A 19,633-nucleotide genomic window follows, 5' to 3' on the forward strand; every position below is an offset into this window, starting at 1 on the left:
GCCTGATTAAGTCAGGCGCCAGCCTGCGCGTCCCGTCGAATTCTTTTCCATGCTTTTGGAGAATTCGATGCACCGATTCATTTTCTTGCTCTCCGCTGGCCTGCTGGCCGGCAATTTTGCCCATGCACAAGCTCCGCAGGAGCCTGCCGCCCCCCTGACCTTACCCGCCGCGCTGGCCCTGGCAGAGGGCGGCAACGCCACTTTGTCCGCCGCCCGCCACGAACTGGCGGCGCAAGGCGGCGCCCTGCAACAGGCACGCGCCTTGCCCAATCCGGAATTGCAAACCGTGCTGGAAGACACGCGGCGCGCCACGCGCAGCACCACCGTACAGCTGAACCAGTTGATCGAACTGGGCGGCAAGCGCGGCGCGCGCGCCGCCGTCGCCCAGCGCGGTGAAGACCTGGCGCAAGCGGGCCTGTCCCTGCAGCAAGCCGACACGCGCGCGGCCGTCACGTCCGCCTTTGTCGACGTGCTGGCGGCGCAGGAAGGCTTGCGCCTGGCCGACAGCGCGCAAGCGCTGGCCGCGCGCGCCAGCGACATCACGGCCCGACGGGTCACGGCCGGCAAGGCCTCGCCCGTCGAGGAAACCCGCGCCCGTGTCGCCGAAGCGAGCGTGCGGCTGGAACTGAACCTGGCCCGCAGCACCCTGGCCAGCGCCCGCAAGCGCCTGGCCGCACTGTGGGGCAACGCCACGCCACGCTTCAGTATCGCCGAGGGACGCCTGGAAACCTTGCCCGAGCTGCCGCCGGCCAGCGAACTGGCGGCGCGCCTGGGGCAAGCACCGGCCGTGCGCCAGGCGCGCAGCGCGCTGGCCCAGCGGCAAGCCATGCTGGACGTGGAACAGCGGCGCGCCACGCCCGACGTCACGGTGAGCATCGGCATGAAGCGTTCGGAAGAGCTGGGCCGCAACCAGGCCATCATCGGCCTGGCCTTGCCGCTGCCTTTGTTCGACCGCAACGCGGGCAACAAGCTCGACGCCCTGCGCCGCAGCGACAAGGCCAGCGACGAGCTGGCCGCCGCCCGCATCGCCGTGCAAACGGACGTGGCCGCCGCCATCGAACGGCTGGCCACGGCCCGGCTCGACGTGGAAAGCTTGCGCCAGGACATCTTGCCTGGCGCGCAAAGCGCCTACGACGCGGCCAGCAAGGGTTTCGAGTTCGGCAAGTTCGCCTTCCTCGACGTGCTCGATGCCCAGCGCACCTTGCTGCAAGCCAAAAACCAATACCTGCGCGCGCTGACGGAAGCGCAGCACGCCGCCGCCGACATCGAGCGCCTGCTGGGCACACCAGCTCCCCTGTAAGGAATCCCCGACCATGAACATCAAACTCGACAAAAAACAGACGATCGCCATCGCGTCCATCGCGGCCGCCGGCATCGTGCTGGCCATCCTCATCCTCGGCACGGGAAAATCCAGCGCCCCTTCGGTCCCTGCCGCCAAGGCGGAAGCACATGCTGAAAAGAAAGACGAACATGGCCACGAAGAAGTGGAAGGCCGGCTGGAATTGAGCGCCACGCAAAGCCGCGCCGCCGGCGTGGTCATTGCCACGGCCGCGCCCGGCCGCATCAAAACGACGGTGGCCCTGCCCGGCGAAATCCGGTTCAACGAAGACCGCACGGCCCACGTCGTGCCGCGTCTGGCCGGCGTGGTGGAAGCCGTGCACGCGGACCTGGGCCAGCTGGTGAAAAAGGGGCAAGTGCTGGCCGTCATCGCCAGCACGGAATTGTCGGAACAGCGCAGCGAATTGCTCTCGGCGCAGCGGCGCCTGTCGCTGGCCCGCTCCACGTATGAGCGCGAAGAAAAACTGTGGCGCGAAAAAATCTCGGCCGAGCAGGATTACCTGCAGGCCCAGCAAACGTGGCGCGAGGCGGAAATCGCCGTGCAGAACGCGCAGCAAAAACTCAGCGCCCTGGGCGCCACGAGTACCAGCAAAGGTCCGCTGAACCGCTACGAGATCCGCGCGCCGTTCGACGGCATGGTGCTGGAAAAACACATCACCCTGGGCGAAGCCGTCAAGGAAGACGCGAACATCTTCGTCATTTCCGACTTGTCGACCGTGTGGGCGGAAATCGCCGTGCCGGCAAAAGACCTGGCCACCGTGCGCGTGAATGGCAAGGCGGAAGTGAAAGCGTCCGCATTTGATGCCAGCGCGCAAGGCACGATCACCTATGTGGGCGCCTTGCTGGGCGAACAGACGCGCACGGCCAAGGCACGCATCAGCTTGTTAAACCCCGACATGGCCTGGCGCCCGGGCCTGTTCGTCACGGTGGAAGTGGTGTCCGGCGAAGCGGACGCGCCCGTCACCGTGCAGAGTACGGCCATCCAGACGGTGGAAGACAAGCCCGTCGTCTTCGTGCAGGTGAAAGATGGCTACCAGGCCACGCCCGTGGTGCTGGGCCGCAGCGATGGCACATTGACGCACATCAAACAGGGACTTGCCGCCGGCACGCCGTATGCGGCGCAAGGCAGTTTTGTCCTGAAGTCCGAGCTGGGCAAAGATTCCGCCGGCCACGAACACTGATCACGTCAAACTAAAGGAAACCATCATGTTTGAACGCTTGATCCGCTTCGCCATCGACCAGCGCTGGCTGGTGATGCTGGCCGTGGCCGCCATGGCTGGCCTCGGCATCTACAGTTACCAAAAGCTGCCCATCGATGCCGTGCCCGACATCACCAATGTGCAGGTGCAAATCAATACCCAGTCCGCCGGCTATTCGCCGCTGGAAACCGAGCAGAGGGTCACCTTCCCCATCGAGACGGCGATGGCCGGCTTGCCGAACCTGGAGCAGACGCGCTCGCTGTCGCGCTACGGCCTGTCGCAAGTGACCGTGATCTTCAAGGATGGCACGGATATCTATTTTGCGCGCCAGATGATCAACGAGCGCTTGCAGGAAGCCAAGGAAAGCTTGCCGGCCGGCATCACGCCGAAGATGGGCCCCGTGTCTACAGGCCTCGGCGAAATCTACCTGTGGACGGTGGAAACGCAGGACGGCGCGAAAAAGCCGGACGGCACGCCGTACACGCCGACGGACTTGCGCGAAATCCAGGACTGGATCATCAAGCCGCAGTTGCGCAACGTCACGGGCGTGACGGAAATCAATGCCATCGGCGGCTATGCCAAGCAATACCAGGTAGCGCCCTACCCGGAAAAACTGGCCGCCTACGGCATCAGCCTGCAAGACGTGGTGACGGCGCTCGAACGCAACAACAGCAACGTGGGCGCCGGCTACATCGAAAAACAGGGCGAGCAATTGCTGATACGCGCACCGGGCCAGGTGGCATCCAGGGACGACATCGGCAACATCGTCGTCGCCAATGTGCAGGGCGTGGCCATCCGCATCCGCGACGTGGCCGACGTGGTGCTGGGACGCGAGCTGCGCACAGGCGCGGCCACGGAAAACGGCCGTGAAGTGGTGCTCGGTACCGTCTTCATGCTGATCGGGCAAAACAGCCGCGCCGTCTCGCAAGCCGTCGACAAAAAGATGGTGGAAATAAACCGCAGCCTGCCGAAAGGCGTGCACGCCGTCACCGTGTATGACCGCACGGTCCTCGTCGACAAGGCCATCAATACGGTGAAGAAAAACCTGCTCGAAGGCGCCGTGTTGGTGATCGCCATCCTGTTCCTCTTCCTCGGCAATATCCGCGCGGCCGTCATCACGGCCATGGTGATTCCGCTGGCCATGTTGTTCACGTTTACGGGCATGGTGCAATACCATGTCAGCGCCAACCTGATGAGTTTGGGCGCGCTCGATTTCGGCATCATCATCGATGGCGCCGTCGTGATCGTGGAAAACTGCGTGCGCCGCCTGGCCCATGCGCAGCAGAAACTGGGACGGCCATTAACCTTGCAGGAACGTTTCCACGAAGTGTTTGCGGCATCGCAAGAAGCGCGCCGGCCCTTGCTGTACGGCCAGCTGATCATCATGGTCGTGTACCTGCCCATCTTCGCGCTGACGGGCGTGGAAGGCCGCATGTTCACGCCGATGGCCCTGACGGTGGTCATCGCCTTGCTGGGCGCCATGCTGCTGTCGATCACTTTCATTCCGGCCGCCGTGGCGCTGTTTATCGGCGACAAGGTGGCGGAGAAGGAAAACGCCATCATGCGCGCCGCCAAGCGCTGGTATGCGCCGCTGCTGGACAAGGTGATGCGCAACACACCCGTCGTGCTGACGGGTGCGGCAGTGGCCGTCGTGCTGTCGGGCTTGCTGGCCACGCGCATGGGCAGCGAGTTCGTGCCCAGCCTGAACGAGGGCGACATCGCCATCCAAGCCCTGCGCATCCCCGGCACCAGTTTGACGCAATCGCTGGCCATGCAGCAGCAACTGGAAAGCAAGCTGATGGCAAACCACAAGGAAATCGCCCGCGTGTTCGCCCGCACGGGGACGGCCGAGATCGCGTCCGACCCCATGCCGCCGAATATTTCCGACGGCTACATCATGCTCAAGCCCCGCGATGCATGGCCGGAACCGGGAAAATCGCGCGAGCGCTTGCTGGCGGAAATCGAAGCGACGGCCACCAGCTTGCCCGGCAATAACTACGAGTTTTCGCAACCGATCCAGCTGCGCTTCAATGAACTGATTTCCGGCGTGCGCAGCGACGTGGCCGTGAAACTGTTCGGCGATGACATGCTTGTCCTCGACAGCACGGCGGCGAAGATCGCCGGCGTGCTGGGCAAAATTCCCGGTGCAACAGAGGTGAAAGTCGAGCAGACGACGGGCCTGCCCATGCTGACGGTGCAGATCGACCGCGAGCAGACGGCCCGCTACGGCCTCAACATTGCCGACGTGCAAGCGGCCATTGCCACGGCCATCGGCGGGCAAGAGGCAGGCACCCTGTTCCAGGGCGACCGCCGCTTCGACATCGTCGTGCGCCTGCCCGACAGCCTGCGCAGCGACCTGGAGCAACTCAAACGCCTGCCCATCGCCCTGCCCCTGGGTGCTGCGGCGGAAGGCCGCGCGCGCTTCATCCCGCTCGGTGAAGTGGCCAGCCTGCAAGTAGCGCCGGGGCCGAACCAGATCAGCCGCGAAGACGGCAAGCGCCGCATCGTCATCAGCGCCAACGTGCGCGGGCGCGATATCGGCTCGTTCGTGGCGGACGCCACGCAGCAACTGCAAGCGCAGGTGGCCATTCCCGCCGGCTACTGGACCAGCTGGGGCGGCCAGTTCGAGCAACTGCAGTCGGCCACGAAACGCCTGGAACTGGTGGTGCCCGTGGCCTTGGCACTCGTGTTCGTCTTGCTGTTTGCCATGTTCGGCAACGTGAAGGATGGTTTATTGGTGTTCAGCGGCATCCCGTTCGCCTTGACGGGCGGCATCGTCGCCCTGTGGCTGCGCGACATCCCCATGTCGATCTCGGCGGCCGTCGGCTTCATCGCCCTGTCCGGCGTGGCCGTGCTCAACGGCCTCGTGATGATCGCCTACATCCGTCAGCTGCGCGAACAGGGCATGCCCTTGCACGAGGCGATACGCGAGGGAGCGATCACGCGCTTGCGGCCCGTGCTGATGACGGCGCTGGTGGCCTCGCTGGGTTTCGTGCCGATGGCCATCGCCACGGGCACGGGCGCCGAAGTGCAGCGTCCGTTGGCCACCGTGGTGATCGGCGGCATTTTGTCGTCGACGGCATTGACCTTGCTGGTGCTGCCGCTGCTGTACCGGCTCGCGTACCGCAGGCAAGAGGAGGTGGAAGAGGAGGCAGGTCGGATGAGCGTGGCCGAAGGGCACACGTAATCCGACACATTGTTGGCTCTGGTGGCGTCGGATTACGGCCTTTCAGGCCTAATCCGACCTACGCCCTGCCGCTGCTGTACCGGCAGGTGTATGCCGCAAGAGGTAGGTCGGATTAGCGCGCAAGCGCGTAATCCGACACATTGTTGACGCCGGTGGTGGCGTCGGATTACGGCCGGCGGTAGCCGCCCTCGATCCAATTCGCCGCTGACGTGGCATTGAACTTGAACGCGGCCGAGGTGCGCACCTTGGCGATCTGTTCGCCGTCGGCGTCGTAGGCGCTCAGTTCCGCGTACGGGTGGTCTTCGTCGGGCACGATGTCGAACATCACCTTGACTTGCCCCTCGTCGGTGGCGACGAACAGGTTCTTGTGCAGTTGCGCATGCAGCTGCTGCTCATGGCGGCGCAGCACTTCCGACGCCGTCTTGACCAGGGTATTGAAGGCGTTGACGTCGAGCGGCTTCGGGTTTTTCTTGTCGCGGCCCATGGTCCACGGGCCCACCAGCGCCGGCTCCGGCTCGCCATCCTTGATCATGGCCACGGCCCAGCCTTCATCTTCCTCATTCTTGATCACCCTCGCCGTCCAGCCATTGCCTACCCACAGGCGCGGCTCCTGGATCGGGGCGTCATTGTCTGGCTCGGCTGCTTCGTCGGAAAAGTCGGGGAAATCGGTACTCATGGCGGTGCTCGTGGTGGAAGGTCGGGGCTAGCATGATAGTCGAAAACGCCCTCCCGTGCCGCATCGCCGGAAGCGAAACGGCACGTCCTACGGCACGAGCCAGCCTGCCACCAAGGCAGCCGTCAGCACATGGACATAGCAGGCCGGTTGGGCCAGGTCAGCGGCGGGCCGGGCGGTACCCAGCGCGGGTCGATGGCCGGCAGCGGCGCATGGTAATTAAAGGGATTGATGATGATCGGCGGTATCGCCGATGGCGCGCCGACGGGCTCGGCGCAAGACTGCGTGGCGCTACGCTGGCGCGTGCTTCGATGGTGGGAAAGGGATAGCGATTGATCCCCGGTATCTGCAAACAAAAGCATGTTGCCCTCCTTGCGAGAGTGAGGTATTCAGTATAGGACGGCTTGCGCACATTACAAGAAAAGAAATCTTGTTCCAGATCAGCGTTTTTGCCCCGCCAGCGCCTTCCATACCGTGAAAATGACGGCCTGTCGCACGCCGCTGGCGGCCAGCCGGGCGCGCGCCTACAGTGTGACCATGCAAGACCCCATCACCCACACACCGAGGCTTACCATGAAAAAATTGCTCACCTTCGTCCTCATCGTCATGCTCGCCTGCCTGTTCCTCGACAAGATCAGCGGCAGCGACATGCACATGCAGTTCAACGGCGACGATGTCGACGGTCCGCTGGAGTGGCTGTTCGGCCTGGTGTTTGCCGGCGGCGGCTTGCTGGTCGCCGCCATTGCGGTGGTGTGCGCCGCCGTCGTCACGGGCGTGGTCCTGGCGGGAGTCGGCGTGGTGCTGATCGCCGTGGTGGCTCTGGGCGTGGTGCTGGCGCTGGCCTTGAGCACGCCCGTGCTGCTGCCGCTGCTGATTCCCGTCGCCATCGTCTGGCTGATCGTCAGCCGCAACCGCAAACAGGCGCAAGCGCGCCAGCACAGCCTGTAATCACTGCGCCATGAACTTGCTGAGCACGCCGTCGCCGCCGCCGTCATTCTGCTCGATGCGGTTGCGCCCGCCCCGCTTGGCCCGGTACAGCGCCTCGTCGGCGCGTGCCAGCACGGCGTCGCAATCGGCATCGGTGCCGGCCATGGCGGCCATGCCGATGCTCACCGTAATGGTGATCACGATGCCGCCATCGATGGTCAGCGAACTTTCCGCCACGCGCCGGCGCAGCCGTTCCGCAAACACGGCCGCCGCCGCCAGGTCGGTACCCGGCAGCAAGATGGCGAATTCTTCGCCACCCACGCGGCCCGGCACGTCGACCTTGCGCAAGGCCTGGCACATCAGCGCGCCCAGGTGACGCAGCACGGCGTCGCCCACGGCGTGGCCATATTCGTCGTTGACGCGCTTGAAGTGATCGATGTCGAGCATCAGCACGCTGGCGCAGCTGGCCAGCTCGCGCTGCAAGCGGGCATGCTCGTTTTCCAGCGAGGCCATGAAGTGGCGCCGGTTCGGCAAGCCGGTCAAGAAATCGGTGGTGGCCAGTTGCAGCAATTCCGCATTCATGCGCTTGCGCTCGGTGATGTCGAGCGAGGACACCATGACGAAATCGAGGCTGTCCGCATGGCCGGGCATCACCAGCAAGCTCAATTCATTTTGCCGCGCCGCCCCGTCGAGACGCACGAAACTGCTTTCGCACTCGTACAGGTGGGCGCCGCCAGCCAGCGCCAGCAGCGCATCGCCAAAACGGGGCAAGGCACTGTCGTCGAAATTCTGCGCCAGGCTCAAGGCACCGCGGCGCTGGTCGTCCTCGTTGGCGCGCACCTGCGCCAGCGCGGCGCCGTTCGCATCGATGATGCGCACCAGGCCCGCCAGTTGCCGCAGCGCGTCCGGACTGGCCTGGAAGTGGGCGCCCAGGTCGCGTACGCCCGCTTGCTCGAGGGCATCGAGCGCGGCGCGCACGGCCGACCAGTCCTGTTCCCACAAGGCCACGGGCGCATGGTCGTACAGGCTGCGGAAACGCGCTTCGCCCGCGCGCAGGGCCAGCGCCACCTGCGCCTGTTCGATGGCCATGCCGGCCAGGTGCGCCGCCTCGCTCAGCCGCGCCAGGTGCGCCGCGCCCGGTAACGTGGGCTGGCGGTGATACGCCATCAGCACGCCCAGCAGCTTGCCCGAGCCGCCACGCACGGGTTCGGCCCAGCACGATTGCAGCTGGGCCCGCCACGCCAGTTCCATCGTCTCTTGTGCATCGGCAACCGTATGCAAGTCGCCGACGATCACGCGCAGGCCGTCGCGCAGCGCTTGCGCGGCGATGCCATGCACGCCCTGCAGAGTGTCGAGGTCATGGCCATGGCTGGACAGGTTGAAAAACGCGGGCAAGCTGGGCGCCGCGCCCAGCACCAGGCGGTGGCGGCTTTCATCGAGCAGCAAGATGCTGCACAGCATGGCCGGATGGTCCGCTTGCACGCTCAGCACCACGCTTTCCAGCACCCGTTCCAGCGGCGCGCCCGTGGCCAGCATTTCCAGCACTTGCCGCCGAGTATGCTCGCGCCGCTCCATCTGGCTGCGCTCGCTGATATCGCGGAAGGTCCACAGGCGCGCCTGCTCATTGCCCAGTTGCATGCTGCGCACATATTGCTCGACCACCCGTCCATCGCGCAGATGCAGCACGTCGCGCCGCTCGCGGTGGCCGTGCGGCGCGTGGGTGCGTGCCCCGAGGAAAGGCGCGGCCTGCTCCAGCTGGCTTTCCACATGGCGCACCAGCGCCGCGCCATCGGCTTGCCAGTCGAGCGCATCGGGCACTTGCCACAAATCGCGGAAACGCCGGTTCGAGGTGAAGATGCGGCCATCGATATTGTCGACCAGAATGCCGTCGATGGTCGAATCGAGAATGCTGCGCAGCATGGCCTGGCTGCGCTGCGCCGCCTCGGCCATCGCCAGCACGCTCGCCTGCCCCTGCTCCAGCTGGCCCGTCAGTTCGCTCGAACGCGCCAGCGCCGCCTGGGCGCGGGCGCGGCCCGCCGCCAGCAGCCACGTGGCCAGCGCCAGCACGATGCTGGCCAGCAGCCCCGTCCAGGCCACCAGGCGGGGGCGCGCCAGCAATTCGCCATCGAAGCCCGGCATGGTGCGCACGCGCAAGGTCCAGGCATGGCCGGCAATGCTGATCGCTTGCCGCGACACCAGGCTGTCCGAGGCGGCAGACGACAGGGCGCCCGGCAAGCTGTCATACATCAGGGCCGCCTCGGACAATTGCGCGCCATCATAGATTTCCAGGTCCAGCTGGCGCGCGCTCTCGCCGCCCACGCCCGCCATCAGGTCGCCCATGCGAAATGGCGCAAACACCCAGGCGCGCAAGGCGGCGCGGCGCTGCGCCACGCTACCATGCAGCAAGCCATTGTCATACACGGGCAAGACGACGAGGAAGCCATGCGCCTGAGCGCTGCCGCCATCCTGCACCAGGTGGATCTTGCCCGTCATGGCCGCTTGCCCCGTGTCGCGCGCCTGCTCGAGCGCGGCGCGGCGCACGGGTTCGGAGCCGATGTCGTAGCCGAAGGCCAGCAGATTGCTCTCGCTTAAAGGTTCCAGATAAGTGATGGGCGCATGCCAGTCGCGCTGGCTGTGCGGACGCACCGCATAGCCGGGATAGCCGTCCGCGCGCACGCCGGCCTCGTGCCGCGCCAGGGCGGCGCCGGACAACAGCGGCAGGTAGCCGATGCCGTGGATGCCGGGAAAGTGGCGATCCACCTGCTGCGCCGCCAAATAGGCATGGAATTCGCGGCGCGTGACTTCCTGCGAACTGGCATACAGTCCCTGCACCCCGTGCAGCACCTGGATGTAGGTCTGCATGCGGCCGACAATGTTATTGACCAGTTCGCGCACGCGGAAATCGAAATCGGCCTGCACCTGCTGTTCGCTGGCGTTGTCGGCATTGCGCCAGGCGCCATACGTCAATCCCAGGCACAGCGCCAGCACCAGGGCGGCCAACACGCGCGGTCCCACCCAGTGCGACACTGGCCGGGCAAACCACGACGAAGACGCGCGTGTAGGCATGACAGGCTGACAGGCAGAACGGACATCAAACCGCTACACGACCAGCAACATGGCTGGCGGCGGGCTGCACGATTACCATCGGTAGTCGATGAGAATGATAGTACGTTACAGCAGGCGCCCTTGCAATGCTGAATATTGTATTAAAAAGAGCACACATTTCATCGATGCAATGATGTGTACTCCAGGAAAATTCGATGCCATGAAAACCATCGCCCGACACTGGTATGATCGCCCCGCAATCCATCACCGAGGAGCCGCGTTTGCAGCACGATAGCTGGCAGGGAACACTCTGGCTGGCGCCGGACTTTGCCATCTTGCATGGCGCAGCGGGCGCCACGGACAGCCACGCCCATTATGCGCACCAGCTGATGCTGAGCACGGGGGCGCCTTTCACGGCCGAGCTCGACGGCATCGTCCACACGGCGCGGCACTTGCTGGTCGATAGCCTGCGCCCGCACGCCATCCTGGCCGCGCCAGCGCCCATGCTGACCATCTATGCGGAACCGCAGCGCCTGAGCGGCGCGGCCCTGCTGGCCGCGGCCGGCAGCGCGGGCGTGCCCAGCCTGGACAATCTGGCTGCCGCGCTGCAGGCGCAGCCACGCGAGCACTTGCCCGATCCCCGCTTGCGGCGGGCGCTGGACAAGGTCGACGCGCTGCTGTCGGGCAAGGTCAGCGCGGCGGCCGTGGCCGAGGCCGCGCATTTGTCGCTGAGCCAGCTGGAACGCCTGTTCAGCGCCCAGCTGGGCTTGCCCGTGCGGCGGCTGGTGCTGTGGCGCCGCCTGCGCCTGGCCATCCGTTTCATCTTGCTCGGCAGTACCCTGACGCAGGCGGCCCACGGTGCCGGCTTTGCCGATGCCGCGCATTTTTCGCGCACCATGCGCAGCCTGTTCGGCGTGCGCGCCGACCGCAGCCTGCGCCAGCTCGACGTCAAGCTGCTCGATTGATGACGCGCTTGAGCGCCTGCTTCAAGCCGGCCGGCAACTCGGGCGCGCGCACGCCCTCTTCCGCGCGGAACGGTTCGATCAGTTGCGCTCCATATGCGGGCGGGTAATCGGGACGGCTGCCGATGCCCAGATCTTCGCCCCGCATGCGGTAGCCGGGCGCGTCGAAGGCCGTGCCCAGCAAGCGGTCCCAGCAGGTAAAAAACAGGCCGAAATTCACGTCGCCGGCCGTGCCGTATTTCATGTGATGAAAACGGTGCAGGGGCGCCCAGGCGAATACATGGCGCAGCGGCCCCATGCGCATGTCGACATTCGCGTGCTGCAGCAGCAACTGGATCGCCACGGCAAACGCCAGCACGGCCATGACCTTCTCAGGTATGCCCAGCAGCAACAAGGGCAGCATGCCGCCCGCCGCTTCCAGCAGCAAATGCAGCGGATGTTTCATCCAGCCATTGAAACCGTACATGCGCTGCACGCTGTGATGCACGGCATGCAGTTTCCACAGAAAATAATAGCGGTGGCTCAAGTAATGCACGAGCGTGATGCCGCAGTCGGCAATCAGGATGGCCAGCAGCAGCTGCGTCCAGAACGGCAGCTGGACAGGCCAGAATGCGCCCAGCGCCAGGTGCCCGGCCAGCAAGGGAAAGGCAGCCAGGCCCAGCAGGTACAGCGCTTCATTGACGAGCGCATGCAGCGTATCGCGCCAGCCATCGCCGTGAGCGTCGTTCCACACGCCGTCATACGGTGCATAGCGTTCGGCAAGAAAGGAAGTGAGCAGGGCCAGCAGCAGCAAGGGCGGCAAGACCCAGAAGGAATAGTGGCACACCGCAATCAGGTAACTGGCGGCGCCGATGAAGCCGGCCCAGAACACGGGGCCGTACAGCGCGGCAAAGAGGGATTTCATGGCAAGACGCTCCTGTGGCAAAAACCACAGCATGGCTGCTCTCTCCGCCGCGCCGCTTGAAGAAACGGCGCAAACTGTTTTTTACTTTGCTGCCTTGCGCGCAGCGTATTGCTGGTAGCCATTCGCGCGCAGGGCGCAGGCGGGGCAGGTGCCGCAGCCATAGCCCCAGTCGTGCAGCTCGCCCCGTTCGCCCAGGTAGCACGTATGCGTGCCGCTGCGGATCAGGTCCACCAGCGGCTGGCCGCCCAGGTCTTCCGCCAGGTCCCAGCTTTGCGCCTTGTCCAGCCACATCAGCGGCGTTTCCAGCTTCAATCGCGTATTCATGCCCAGGTTCAGGGCCACTTGCAGGGCCTTCATCGTGTCGTCGCGGCAATCCGGGTAGCCGGAGAAATCCGTCTCGCACATGCCGCCCACCAGCACCGTCAAGCCGCGGCGATACGCCACGGTGGCGGCCACTGTCATGAACAGCAAGTTGCGTCCAGGAACAAAGGTGTTCGGCAAGCCGTTTTCCTGCATGACGATCTCGACGTTCTGCGTCATGGCCGTGTCGGAAATGGCGGAAATGAGCGACAGGTCGATCATGTGATCCTGGCCCAGGCGGCTGTCCCACTCGGGCGACTGCTGGCGCATCTGTTCCAGTACGCCGGGGCGCACGGTCAGCTCGATCGCATGGCGCTGGCCATAATCAAAGCCGATGGTTTCGACGCGCTTATAGTGCTTCAAGGCCCAGGCCAGGCAGGTAGTGGAATCTTGTCCACCGCTAAACAGCACCAGTGCGGAGTCCGTTGCTAGCATAAATTTTCTTTCTATGTTTTTATCTGTTGCAATAGTGCGTGGGGAAACGAATTCCCCATGCAAAAAATACTTATTCGTCCGCCATCAGTTTACCTATTCCGGTAACATGCAGTCAGCATTTACTCATCTGGAGCACCATGTTTTCTGCACGACCCATACGGCATACGGCTGCCGGCAAGGCGATACGACCACGAATTTTGGCACAAGTAGTGACAAAAGCAATGGGTCAACTGACACTGGCCGCCGCCGGCGGTGCCATATTGCTGTTTCCCATCGCCCATGCCGGCGCGCAGGAGGCGGCGCAAGAGCGCCCGCAAGACGCCGTTGCCGACAGCCCCGCCAGCACGGAGGCGGCGCCCGCCCCGCTGCAGTACGAGGTCAAGGTCAACGCGCCCGGCGACCTCGATGAGTTGCTTGAAAAAAACCTGGACCTGGAACGCTTCCGCGGCAACCCGCGCATGGACCGCGAGCAATTGCGGCGCCTCGTGCGCGCTACGCCCGAAGAAGCCAAAAACCTCATCGCCACGGCCGGCTATTACACGCCCGTCGTCACGGTGCGCGTCGATACGACGGGCGCCAAACCCGTCGTCATCGTCGACGTCGATCCGGGCCAGCCCGCGACCATCGACAAGGTCGAACTGGAATTGCGCGGCTTCGATCCTACGCCGCCGCTGGCCGCCAGCGAACCCTACGATACGGAAGCCCTGAAACGCAGCTGGGCCCTGAAGACGGGCAGCGTGTTTCGCCAGTCCGACTGGGAAGCGGCCAAGCGCGCCCTGCTGCGCGAAGTGGTGCAGACGCGCTACCCGCGCGCCCAGCTGGTCGACACGCAAGCCGTGGTCGATCCGGAAACGCACAAGGTATCCCTGCTGGTGGTGCTCGACAGCGGCCCCGAACTGCGCTTCGGCGAGCTGCGCATCGAAGGCCTGAAACGCTACCCGGAAGCCATCATCCGCAACCTCGACAAGATACGTCCGGGTGAATACTACAGCGAATCAGCGCTGCAATCGTTCCAGGCGCGCCTGCAGGACACGGGCTACTTTGCCAGCGTGGAAGTGAGCGCCGACATGAGCAGCATCCTGGGCGAGCAGATCGAGGCGGGCCAGGAAAGCCAGGCGGCCGAGGCCGAAGGTGGCGCCATGACGAAACCCGTCAACCGCGGCCCCGCGCCGCTGTTGCCACTGGTGGTGCGCGTGACGGAAAACAAGCAGCAGAACGTCAGCGCCGGTCTCGGTTTCAGTACGAATACGGGCAATCGCGCCCAGCTCAACTATGACAACCTGAACGTGTGGGGTACGCGCTTCAAGAGCGCGATCACCATGGAAACGAAGAAACAGGCGGCGCACGCCAATTTTTATTTCCCCACCACTGAGCGCGGCTACAACGACAGCGCGGGCGCCTCGTTCGAGCGCAGCGACATTTCCAACGAAATCACGGCCGTCACGACCATTTCGGCCAAGCGCAACTGGGGCGGCACCAACCTCGAGCGCAGCCTGACGTTCGAGTTCCTCAGCGAAGACAAGACCGTCGTCGGCCTGGAACAGACGCGCAGCAAGAGCTTGCCGCTGACCTATGCCATCACCAAGCGCAGCCTCGACAGCCTGCTGTTCCCCACCAAGGGCTATGTCATCAACGCCCAGGTGGGCGGCGCCCTGCTGCCCGTGCTGACGGATGAGCGCTTCGTGCGCGTGGCCGGCAAGGCCGTGTATTACCGTCCGCTCGGTGAAAAAGGCGAGCTGATCGTGCGTGGCGAAATGGGCGCGCTCGGTTCGAAGGAAAAACGCGGCGTGCCGGCCGTCTACCTGTTCCGCGCGGGCGGCGACCAGTCGGTGCGCGGCTATGCCTACCAGGAACTGGGCGTCAAGGAAGGCGACGCCACGGTAGGCGGGCGCTACATGCTCACCGGCAGCGCCGAATACCAGTACTGGTTCAAGCCGAAGTGGGCCATTGCCGCCTTCTATGACGCCGGCAACGCGGCCGATACCGTGAAAGCGGCCATGACGCCGAAGTCGGGCTACGGCCTGGGGGGACGCTACAAGAGCCCCGTCGGCCCCATCAATGTCGACGTGGCGTACGGCCACGCCGTCCACGCCTACCGTTTGCACTTCTCTCTGGGATTCACTTTCTGATGTCCGATATGACTACCGAATCGCCCGGCGCCGTCCCTCCGCCGCCGGCGAAAAAACCGCGCCGCTGGGTGCGCTACACACTGATCGCCATCGCCAGCCTGGCCGTGCTGCTGGGCGGCGCCTTCTGGTTCCTGGGCCGCGAGTCGACCTTGCAGATGCTGGTGCAAAAAGTGGCCAGCGCCAGCGGCGGCGAGATCGAAGTGTCGGGCGTGTCCGGCTCGCTGTACAACCGCATGCACCTGGGCCACGTCAGCTACCGCAGCAAGACGCAGCACATCACGGCCGACAATATCGACATCAACTGGTCGCCGTTTCAGTTCTTCTCGGAAGGCATCGCCATCAGCGAACTGCACGTGGCCAGCCTGTCCGTGGAAAGTACGGCGCCGTCCGAGGAACCATCGACCATGCCCGCCAGCCTGGCCGCGCCGTTCAAGATCGGCATTGCCGACGCGCGCCTGGACAAGGTCACCCTGGTCAGCGCGGGCGGCAACACGGTATTTGAAAAGATTCACTTCACCTTGTCCGGCGACAAGACCCAATGGCAGCTGGAAGACGCCTCGGCGCTGACACCGTTCGGCCAGGCCACGGCCAGCGCGAAGATTGCTGCCACGCAGCCGTTCAAACTCTCAGGCAAGGTCGGCTTGACGCAGCTCAACCCCGCCGCCGGCGAAAAACCGGCCGCCCTGGCGCTGCAGCTGGGCGGCGACCTGAACGTGCTGAACGTGACGGCCAAGGGCAGCGCGGGCGCGGCCACGGCCGACGCCCAGCTGGCGCTGGCGCCGTTCGACCCCGTCATCATCCTGCGCTCGGCCAATATCCGTGGCCGCAACATCAATCCGGGCAAGTTCGACGCCACCTTGCCGCAGGCGGACCTGAGCCTGGAACTCGACGCCGCCATCGACACGCGGCCAACCAAGCAAACCGTGTCGGGCAAGCTGGCCATCTTCAATCACGCCACACCGGGCCCCATCGACCAGCAAAAGCTGCCGCTGCGCCAGTTCGAAGCGCGCCTGGGCGGCACCCTGACGGCCACCACGCTCGAATCGGCCATCATCGATTTCGGCAACGCGGGCAAATTCACGGGTAGCGGCAAGCTCAACCGCGACGCTGCCAATGCGCCCATCGGCAATGCGCAATTGACCTTGCACACGGACAAGATCGACTTGCAGCACATGTACAGCAGCATCAACAGCACCAAGATCGTCGGCGACATCGTGCTCGACAGCGACGGCAAGACGCAGACCCTGCGCGCCAAACTGGGCGAAGCCAAGCTGCGCCTGGATGTGGAAGCCACCCTGGCCGATTCCTTGGTGCAATTGCGCAAGGCGACCTTGCAAGCAGGCAAAAGCAGCGTCAATGCGACGGGCCAGATCAGCCTGAAGGACGAGCAGCCCTTCAAGGCCGTGGCCAGCACCAGCCGCCTGAACCCTGCCGACTTCGGCGCCTTCCCCGTGGCCGACCTGAACCTCGACGTGCGCGCCAGCGGCCACGTGGCGCCAACATGGCTGGCGAATGCGGACTTTACCGTGCGCCCCAGCAAGCTGCTCGACCAGCCTCTGTCGGGCAAGGGCAAGCTGACAGCCGACGCGGCCCATTTCAGCGGCATCGACGTGCAATTGGCACTGGGCAAGAACAACGTGACGGCCAAGGGCAACTTTGGCGGCGCCGGCGAAAAGCTCAACTGGAATGTCGATGCGCGGCAACTTTCCGCCCTGCAGGGCGACTTGCTGGGCAGCGTGCTGGCCAGTGGCGTGGTGCAAGGCACGATGCAGCAGCCGCGCACGAGCTTTGTTGCCGATGCAAAAGGATTGGGCCTCACCAGCGGCAAGCGTCCCGCAGCCGACAGCGCCATCCACGCCAGCGGCGACGTGGGCCTGACTGGGCCGAAGCAGACAGCGGAACTGAAAATGACGGGTTCCTTGCAAAAGATCAACCCGGCCACGTTTGGTGCATCACTGCCCAACGGCAACGTCAATGCGGACTTCAACGGCAACGGCCGCCTGAGCGGCGACTGGCAAGTGGCCCTCAACCTGGCCCTGCGCGAATCGACCCTGCAAAACGCGCCGCTGGCCGGCTACGCCAAACTGTCCGCTAACGCGAAACGCATCGACAGCGTCGATACGGAATTGCGCCTGGGGCCGAACAGCCTGCTGGCCAAGGGCGCGCTCGGTGGCGCCACCGACAAGCTGACATGGAAACTCGATGCGCCGCAACTGTCGACTCTGGGCCCGCGCTTTGCCGGCGTGCTGCAGGCAGCCGGCTCCGTCTCGGGCAAGATGGATGCACCCGCCGCGCAACTGACGCTCGATGGCCGTGACCTGACCTTCTTTGGCGACCAGCAACTGAAATCCATCAAAGGCAGCGCCAGTGTGGGCGCCGGCCAAGGCGCGCTCGACCCCATGGTCAGCAGCCTGGACATCACGGGCTACAGCACGCCCACCTTCAAGCTGGCCAGCGCCCGCCTGGGCACGACGGGCACGCGCGGCAGCCATACGGTGAACCTGGCGGCGCGCAACGACGATTTCGACGCCACCGTGCAAATCCGCGGCAGCCAGAGCGGCGCCAGCTGGACGGGCACCATCGACAGCCTGCAAAACAAGGGCCGCTATGCGCTCGTGCTGCAAGCGCCCGTGCCCGTCAAAGTGGCCGGTCCTGCCGGCAGCGGCGTGGCGGGCCTGGGCCAGCCGGAACAGATCAGCGTGGGCAACACGGTCATCAAATTACCGGCAGGCAGCATCACCATGCAAAGCCTCGTCAAGAACGGCCCCCGCTGGACCAGTTCCGGCCAGGCGGCCGGCGTGGCGCTGACCTATCTGGCACAAGTGATTCCGGCGCTGCAAGCCAATGCGCGCAGCGACCTGACCCTGGGCGCGCAATGGTCGCTCGACATGCAAGTGCCGACGGCCAAGCAGAAAGATCCATCTTTGGCCGGCATGCTGCACATCTACCGCGAAAAAGGCGACGTGACGGTCGGCGTGGAACAGCCGCTGGCGCTGGGCTTGCGCACCCTCGATGCAAGAGTGGACGTGGCCAACCAGCAGCTGCGCCTGGCCGTGAAACTCGATGGCGCGCGCGCGGGCCTGAGCGACATCAATGCCACTGTGCAAATGCTGGGCGGGCGCATCAGCAACGACAGCGCCCTCTCGCTGACGGGCACCACCAGCATCGATACACTGGCCTGGCTGGCGCCGCTGACGGGCCAGCCAGGCCTGGAACTGGGCGGCGCCCTGAAGGTGGCGCTGGCTGGCAGCGGCACCATCGGCGCGCCGCAGTTAAATGGCGACATCAACGGCAGCAAGTTGCTGGTGAACTGGGCCGACCAGGGCTTGAAATTGCGCAATGGCGTGCTGCAAGCCAAGCTGGCCGGCGATCAATTGCAACTGCAGCGCCTGAGCTTTGACGGCGGCGATGGCAAGGTGCAGGCAGATGGCTGGGTACGCTTTGCGAATGGCGAAGCAAGCCTGGAGCTGAAATTGATGGCCGACCGCCTGCAGGCGCTGTCGCGCCCTGACCGTACCTTGATCCTGTCGGGCAACAGCACCCTGGTGCGCAACGACAAGCGCTTCAGCTTCGAGGGCAAGTTCAAGGCCAACCGCGCGCTGATCGAACTGGCGCCGCAAGACACGCCGACGCAAAGCAGCGACGTGGTGGTGCTGGGCAAGGAAGTCAAGGGCGGCAAGGAAGCGCCGACACTGCCCCTGAATATCGACCTTGAATTCGACCTGGGCAACGCCTTCCACCTGCGCGGCATGGGCATCGATGCGGACCTGGCCGGCAATGTGCGCGCCAGGGTCATCAACCGCGCCGCGCCGCGCGTGACGGGCAGCATCAAGGTCACCAGCGGCCAGTACGCGGCCTACGGACAAAAGCTGTCGATCGAACGGGGCTTGATCGCCTTCACGGGCGCCTACGACAACCCGTCGCTGAACATCCTGGCCGTGCGCAAGCGTCCCGAAGGCGAAGCCTTGTCGGAAACGAATGTGGAAGCGGGCGTGGAAGTGCGCGGCACGGCCCAGGCGCCGACGGCCAAGCTGGTCTCCACGCCGAGCGTGTCGGACAGCGACAAGCTGGCCTGGCTGATCCTCGGTCACGGCGCGGAAACGGCGGCTGGCGATGAAATGGCCCTCTTGACGACGGCTGCAGGCGCCCTCTTCGGCGGCTCCGGCGGCGGCTTGCAGGGCAAGCTGGCCAGTTCGCTGGGACTCGATGAAGTGGGCCTGTCGCAGGCGCAAGGGCTGGAAAGCACGGTCGTCACCGTCGGCAAGCGCCTGTCGTCGCGCGCCTACCTGACGTTCGAGCAAGGCACGAGCACGGCGACGAGCCTGGTCAAGCTGCGTTATAAGCTGAACCGCCGCATCACTTTGCAATTCCAGACGGGCACGAACAATGCGCTCGACGTGTTGTACACGTGGGCGTTTGATTAGATTGGCGGCCAACAATGTCGTCGGATTACGCGGGGCGTTGCCCCGCTAAT

The 19,633-nt window shown here is 64.9% G+C and carries 12 protein-coding genes; 7 read left to right on the forward strand and 5 right to left on the reverse strand.

What is annotated here, in order from left to right:
* The first annotated feature begins 67 nt into the window (after window positions 1-67).
* The 3 genes from KO539_RS28215 to KO539_RS28225 are packed head-to-tail and all read left to right on the forward strand — an operon-like array spanning window position 68 to window position 5,724.
* A complete protein-coding gene (locus KO539_RS28215) occupies window positions 68-1,300 on the forward strand; it encodes a TolC family protein (protein ID WP_219313496.1) in 1,233 nt (410 codons plus the stop codon).
* A 13-nt stretch (window positions 1,301-1,313) separates the two neighbouring features.
* Entirely contained in the window at window positions 1,314-2,519 is a 1,206-nt protein-coding gene (locus KO539_RS28220) for an efflux RND transporter periplasmic adaptor subunit (RefSeq protein WP_219313498.1), read from the forward strand.
* Window positions 2,520-2,544: 25 nt separating this feature from the next.
* Complete coding sequence (locus KO539_RS28225) at window positions 2,545-5,724, forward strand: efflux RND transporter permease subunit (protein ID WP_219313499.1); 3,180 nt, start codon at window positions 2,545-2,547, stop codon at window positions 5,722-5,724.
* Between the two features lie 166 nt (window positions 5,725-5,890).
* Here KO539_RS28225 and KO539_RS28230 read toward each other — a convergent pair whose 3' ends face one another.
* Together KO539_RS28230 and KO539_RS28235 are read right to left on the reverse strand one after the other, a co-directional pair.
* Window positions 5,891-6,400, reverse strand: coding sequence for a hypothetical protein (locus KO539_RS28230; protein ID WP_035824298.1), 510 nt, complete (start codon window positions 6,398-6,400; stop codon window positions 5,891-5,893).
* A gap of 122 nt (window positions 6,401-6,522) precedes the next feature.
* Window positions 6,523-6,759, reverse strand: coding sequence for a hypothetical protein (locus tag KO539_RS28235; protein ID WP_152598828.1), 237 nt, complete (start codon window positions 6,757-6,759; stop codon window positions 6,523-6,525).
* A gap of 211 nt (window positions 6,760-6,970) precedes the next feature.
* On the opposite strand from KO539_RS28235, the gene KO539_RS28240 reads away from it, so the two are divergent.
* The gene (locus KO539_RS28240; RefSeq protein ID WP_219313500.1) at window positions 6,971-7,345 is read left to right on the forward strand and encodes a hypothetical protein; all 375 of its coding nucleotides are present in this window, start codon (window positions 6,971-6,973) and stop codon (window positions 7,343-7,345) included.
* Here KO539_RS28240 and KO539_RS28245 read toward each other — a convergent pair whose 3' ends face one another.
* Window positions 7,346-10,390, reverse strand: a complete 3,045-nt coding sequence (locus tag KO539_RS28245; RefSeq protein WP_257626524.1) for a CHASE domain-containing protein — start codon at window positions 10,388-10,390, stop codon at window positions 7,346-7,348.
* Window positions 10,391-10,614: 224 nt separating this feature from the next.
* Between KO539_RS28245 and KO539_RS28250 the strand changes: the two genes are divergently transcribed.
* Window positions 10,615-11,334 carry an AraC family transcriptional regulator gene (locus tag KO539_RS28250; protein WP_219313501.1) on the forward strand — a complete coding sequence of 240 codons (720 nt, stop codon included), beginning with the start codon at window positions 10,615-10,617 and terminating at the stop codon, window positions 11,332-11,334.
* Here KO539_RS28250 and KO539_RS28255 read toward each other — a convergent pair.
* A complete protein-coding gene (locus KO539_RS28255) occupies window positions 11,318-12,235 on the reverse strand; it encodes a sterol desaturase family protein (RefSeq protein WP_219313502.1) in 918 nt (305 codons plus the stop codon). The two genes, KO539_RS28250 and KO539_RS28255, sit on opposite strands and share 17 nt — an antisense overlap.
* A gap of 81 nt (window positions 12,236-12,316) precedes the next feature.
* Window positions 12,317-13,030 carry a 7-cyano-7-deazaguanine synthase QueC gene (gene queC, locus KO539_RS28260; protein ID WP_035824294.1) on the reverse strand — a complete coding sequence of 238 codons (714 nt, stop codon included), beginning with the start codon at window positions 13,028-13,030 and terminating at the stop codon, window positions 12,317-12,319.
* A 221-nt stretch (window positions 13,031-13,251) separates the two neighbouring features.
* Here queC and KO539_RS28265 point away from each other — a divergent pair, with 221 nt between their 5' ends.
* Both KO539_RS28265 and KO539_RS28270 read left to right on the forward strand, forming a co-directional pair.
* On the forward strand, window positions 13,252-15,159 hold the full coding sequence (locus KO539_RS28265) for an autotransporter assembly complex family protein (protein ID WP_219313503.1): 1,908 nt from the start codon (window positions 13,252-13,254) through the stop codon (window positions 15,157-15,159).
* A complete protein-coding gene (locus KO539_RS28270; protein WP_219313505.1) occupies window positions 15,159-19,583 on the forward strand; it encodes a translocation/assembly module TamB domain-containing protein in 4,425 nt (1,474 codons plus the stop codon). Before KO539_RS28265 ends, KO539_RS28270 begins: the two co-directional genes overlap by 1 nt.
* Window positions 19,584-19,633: the final 50 nt, after the last annotated feature.

Source organism: Janthinobacterium sp. NKUCC06_STL, assembly GCF_019345455.1.
In the GTDB taxonomy this organism is placed as follows: Bacteria; Pseudomonadota; Gammaproteobacteria; order Burkholderiales; family Burkholderiaceae_D; genus Janthinobacterium; species Janthinobacterium rivuli.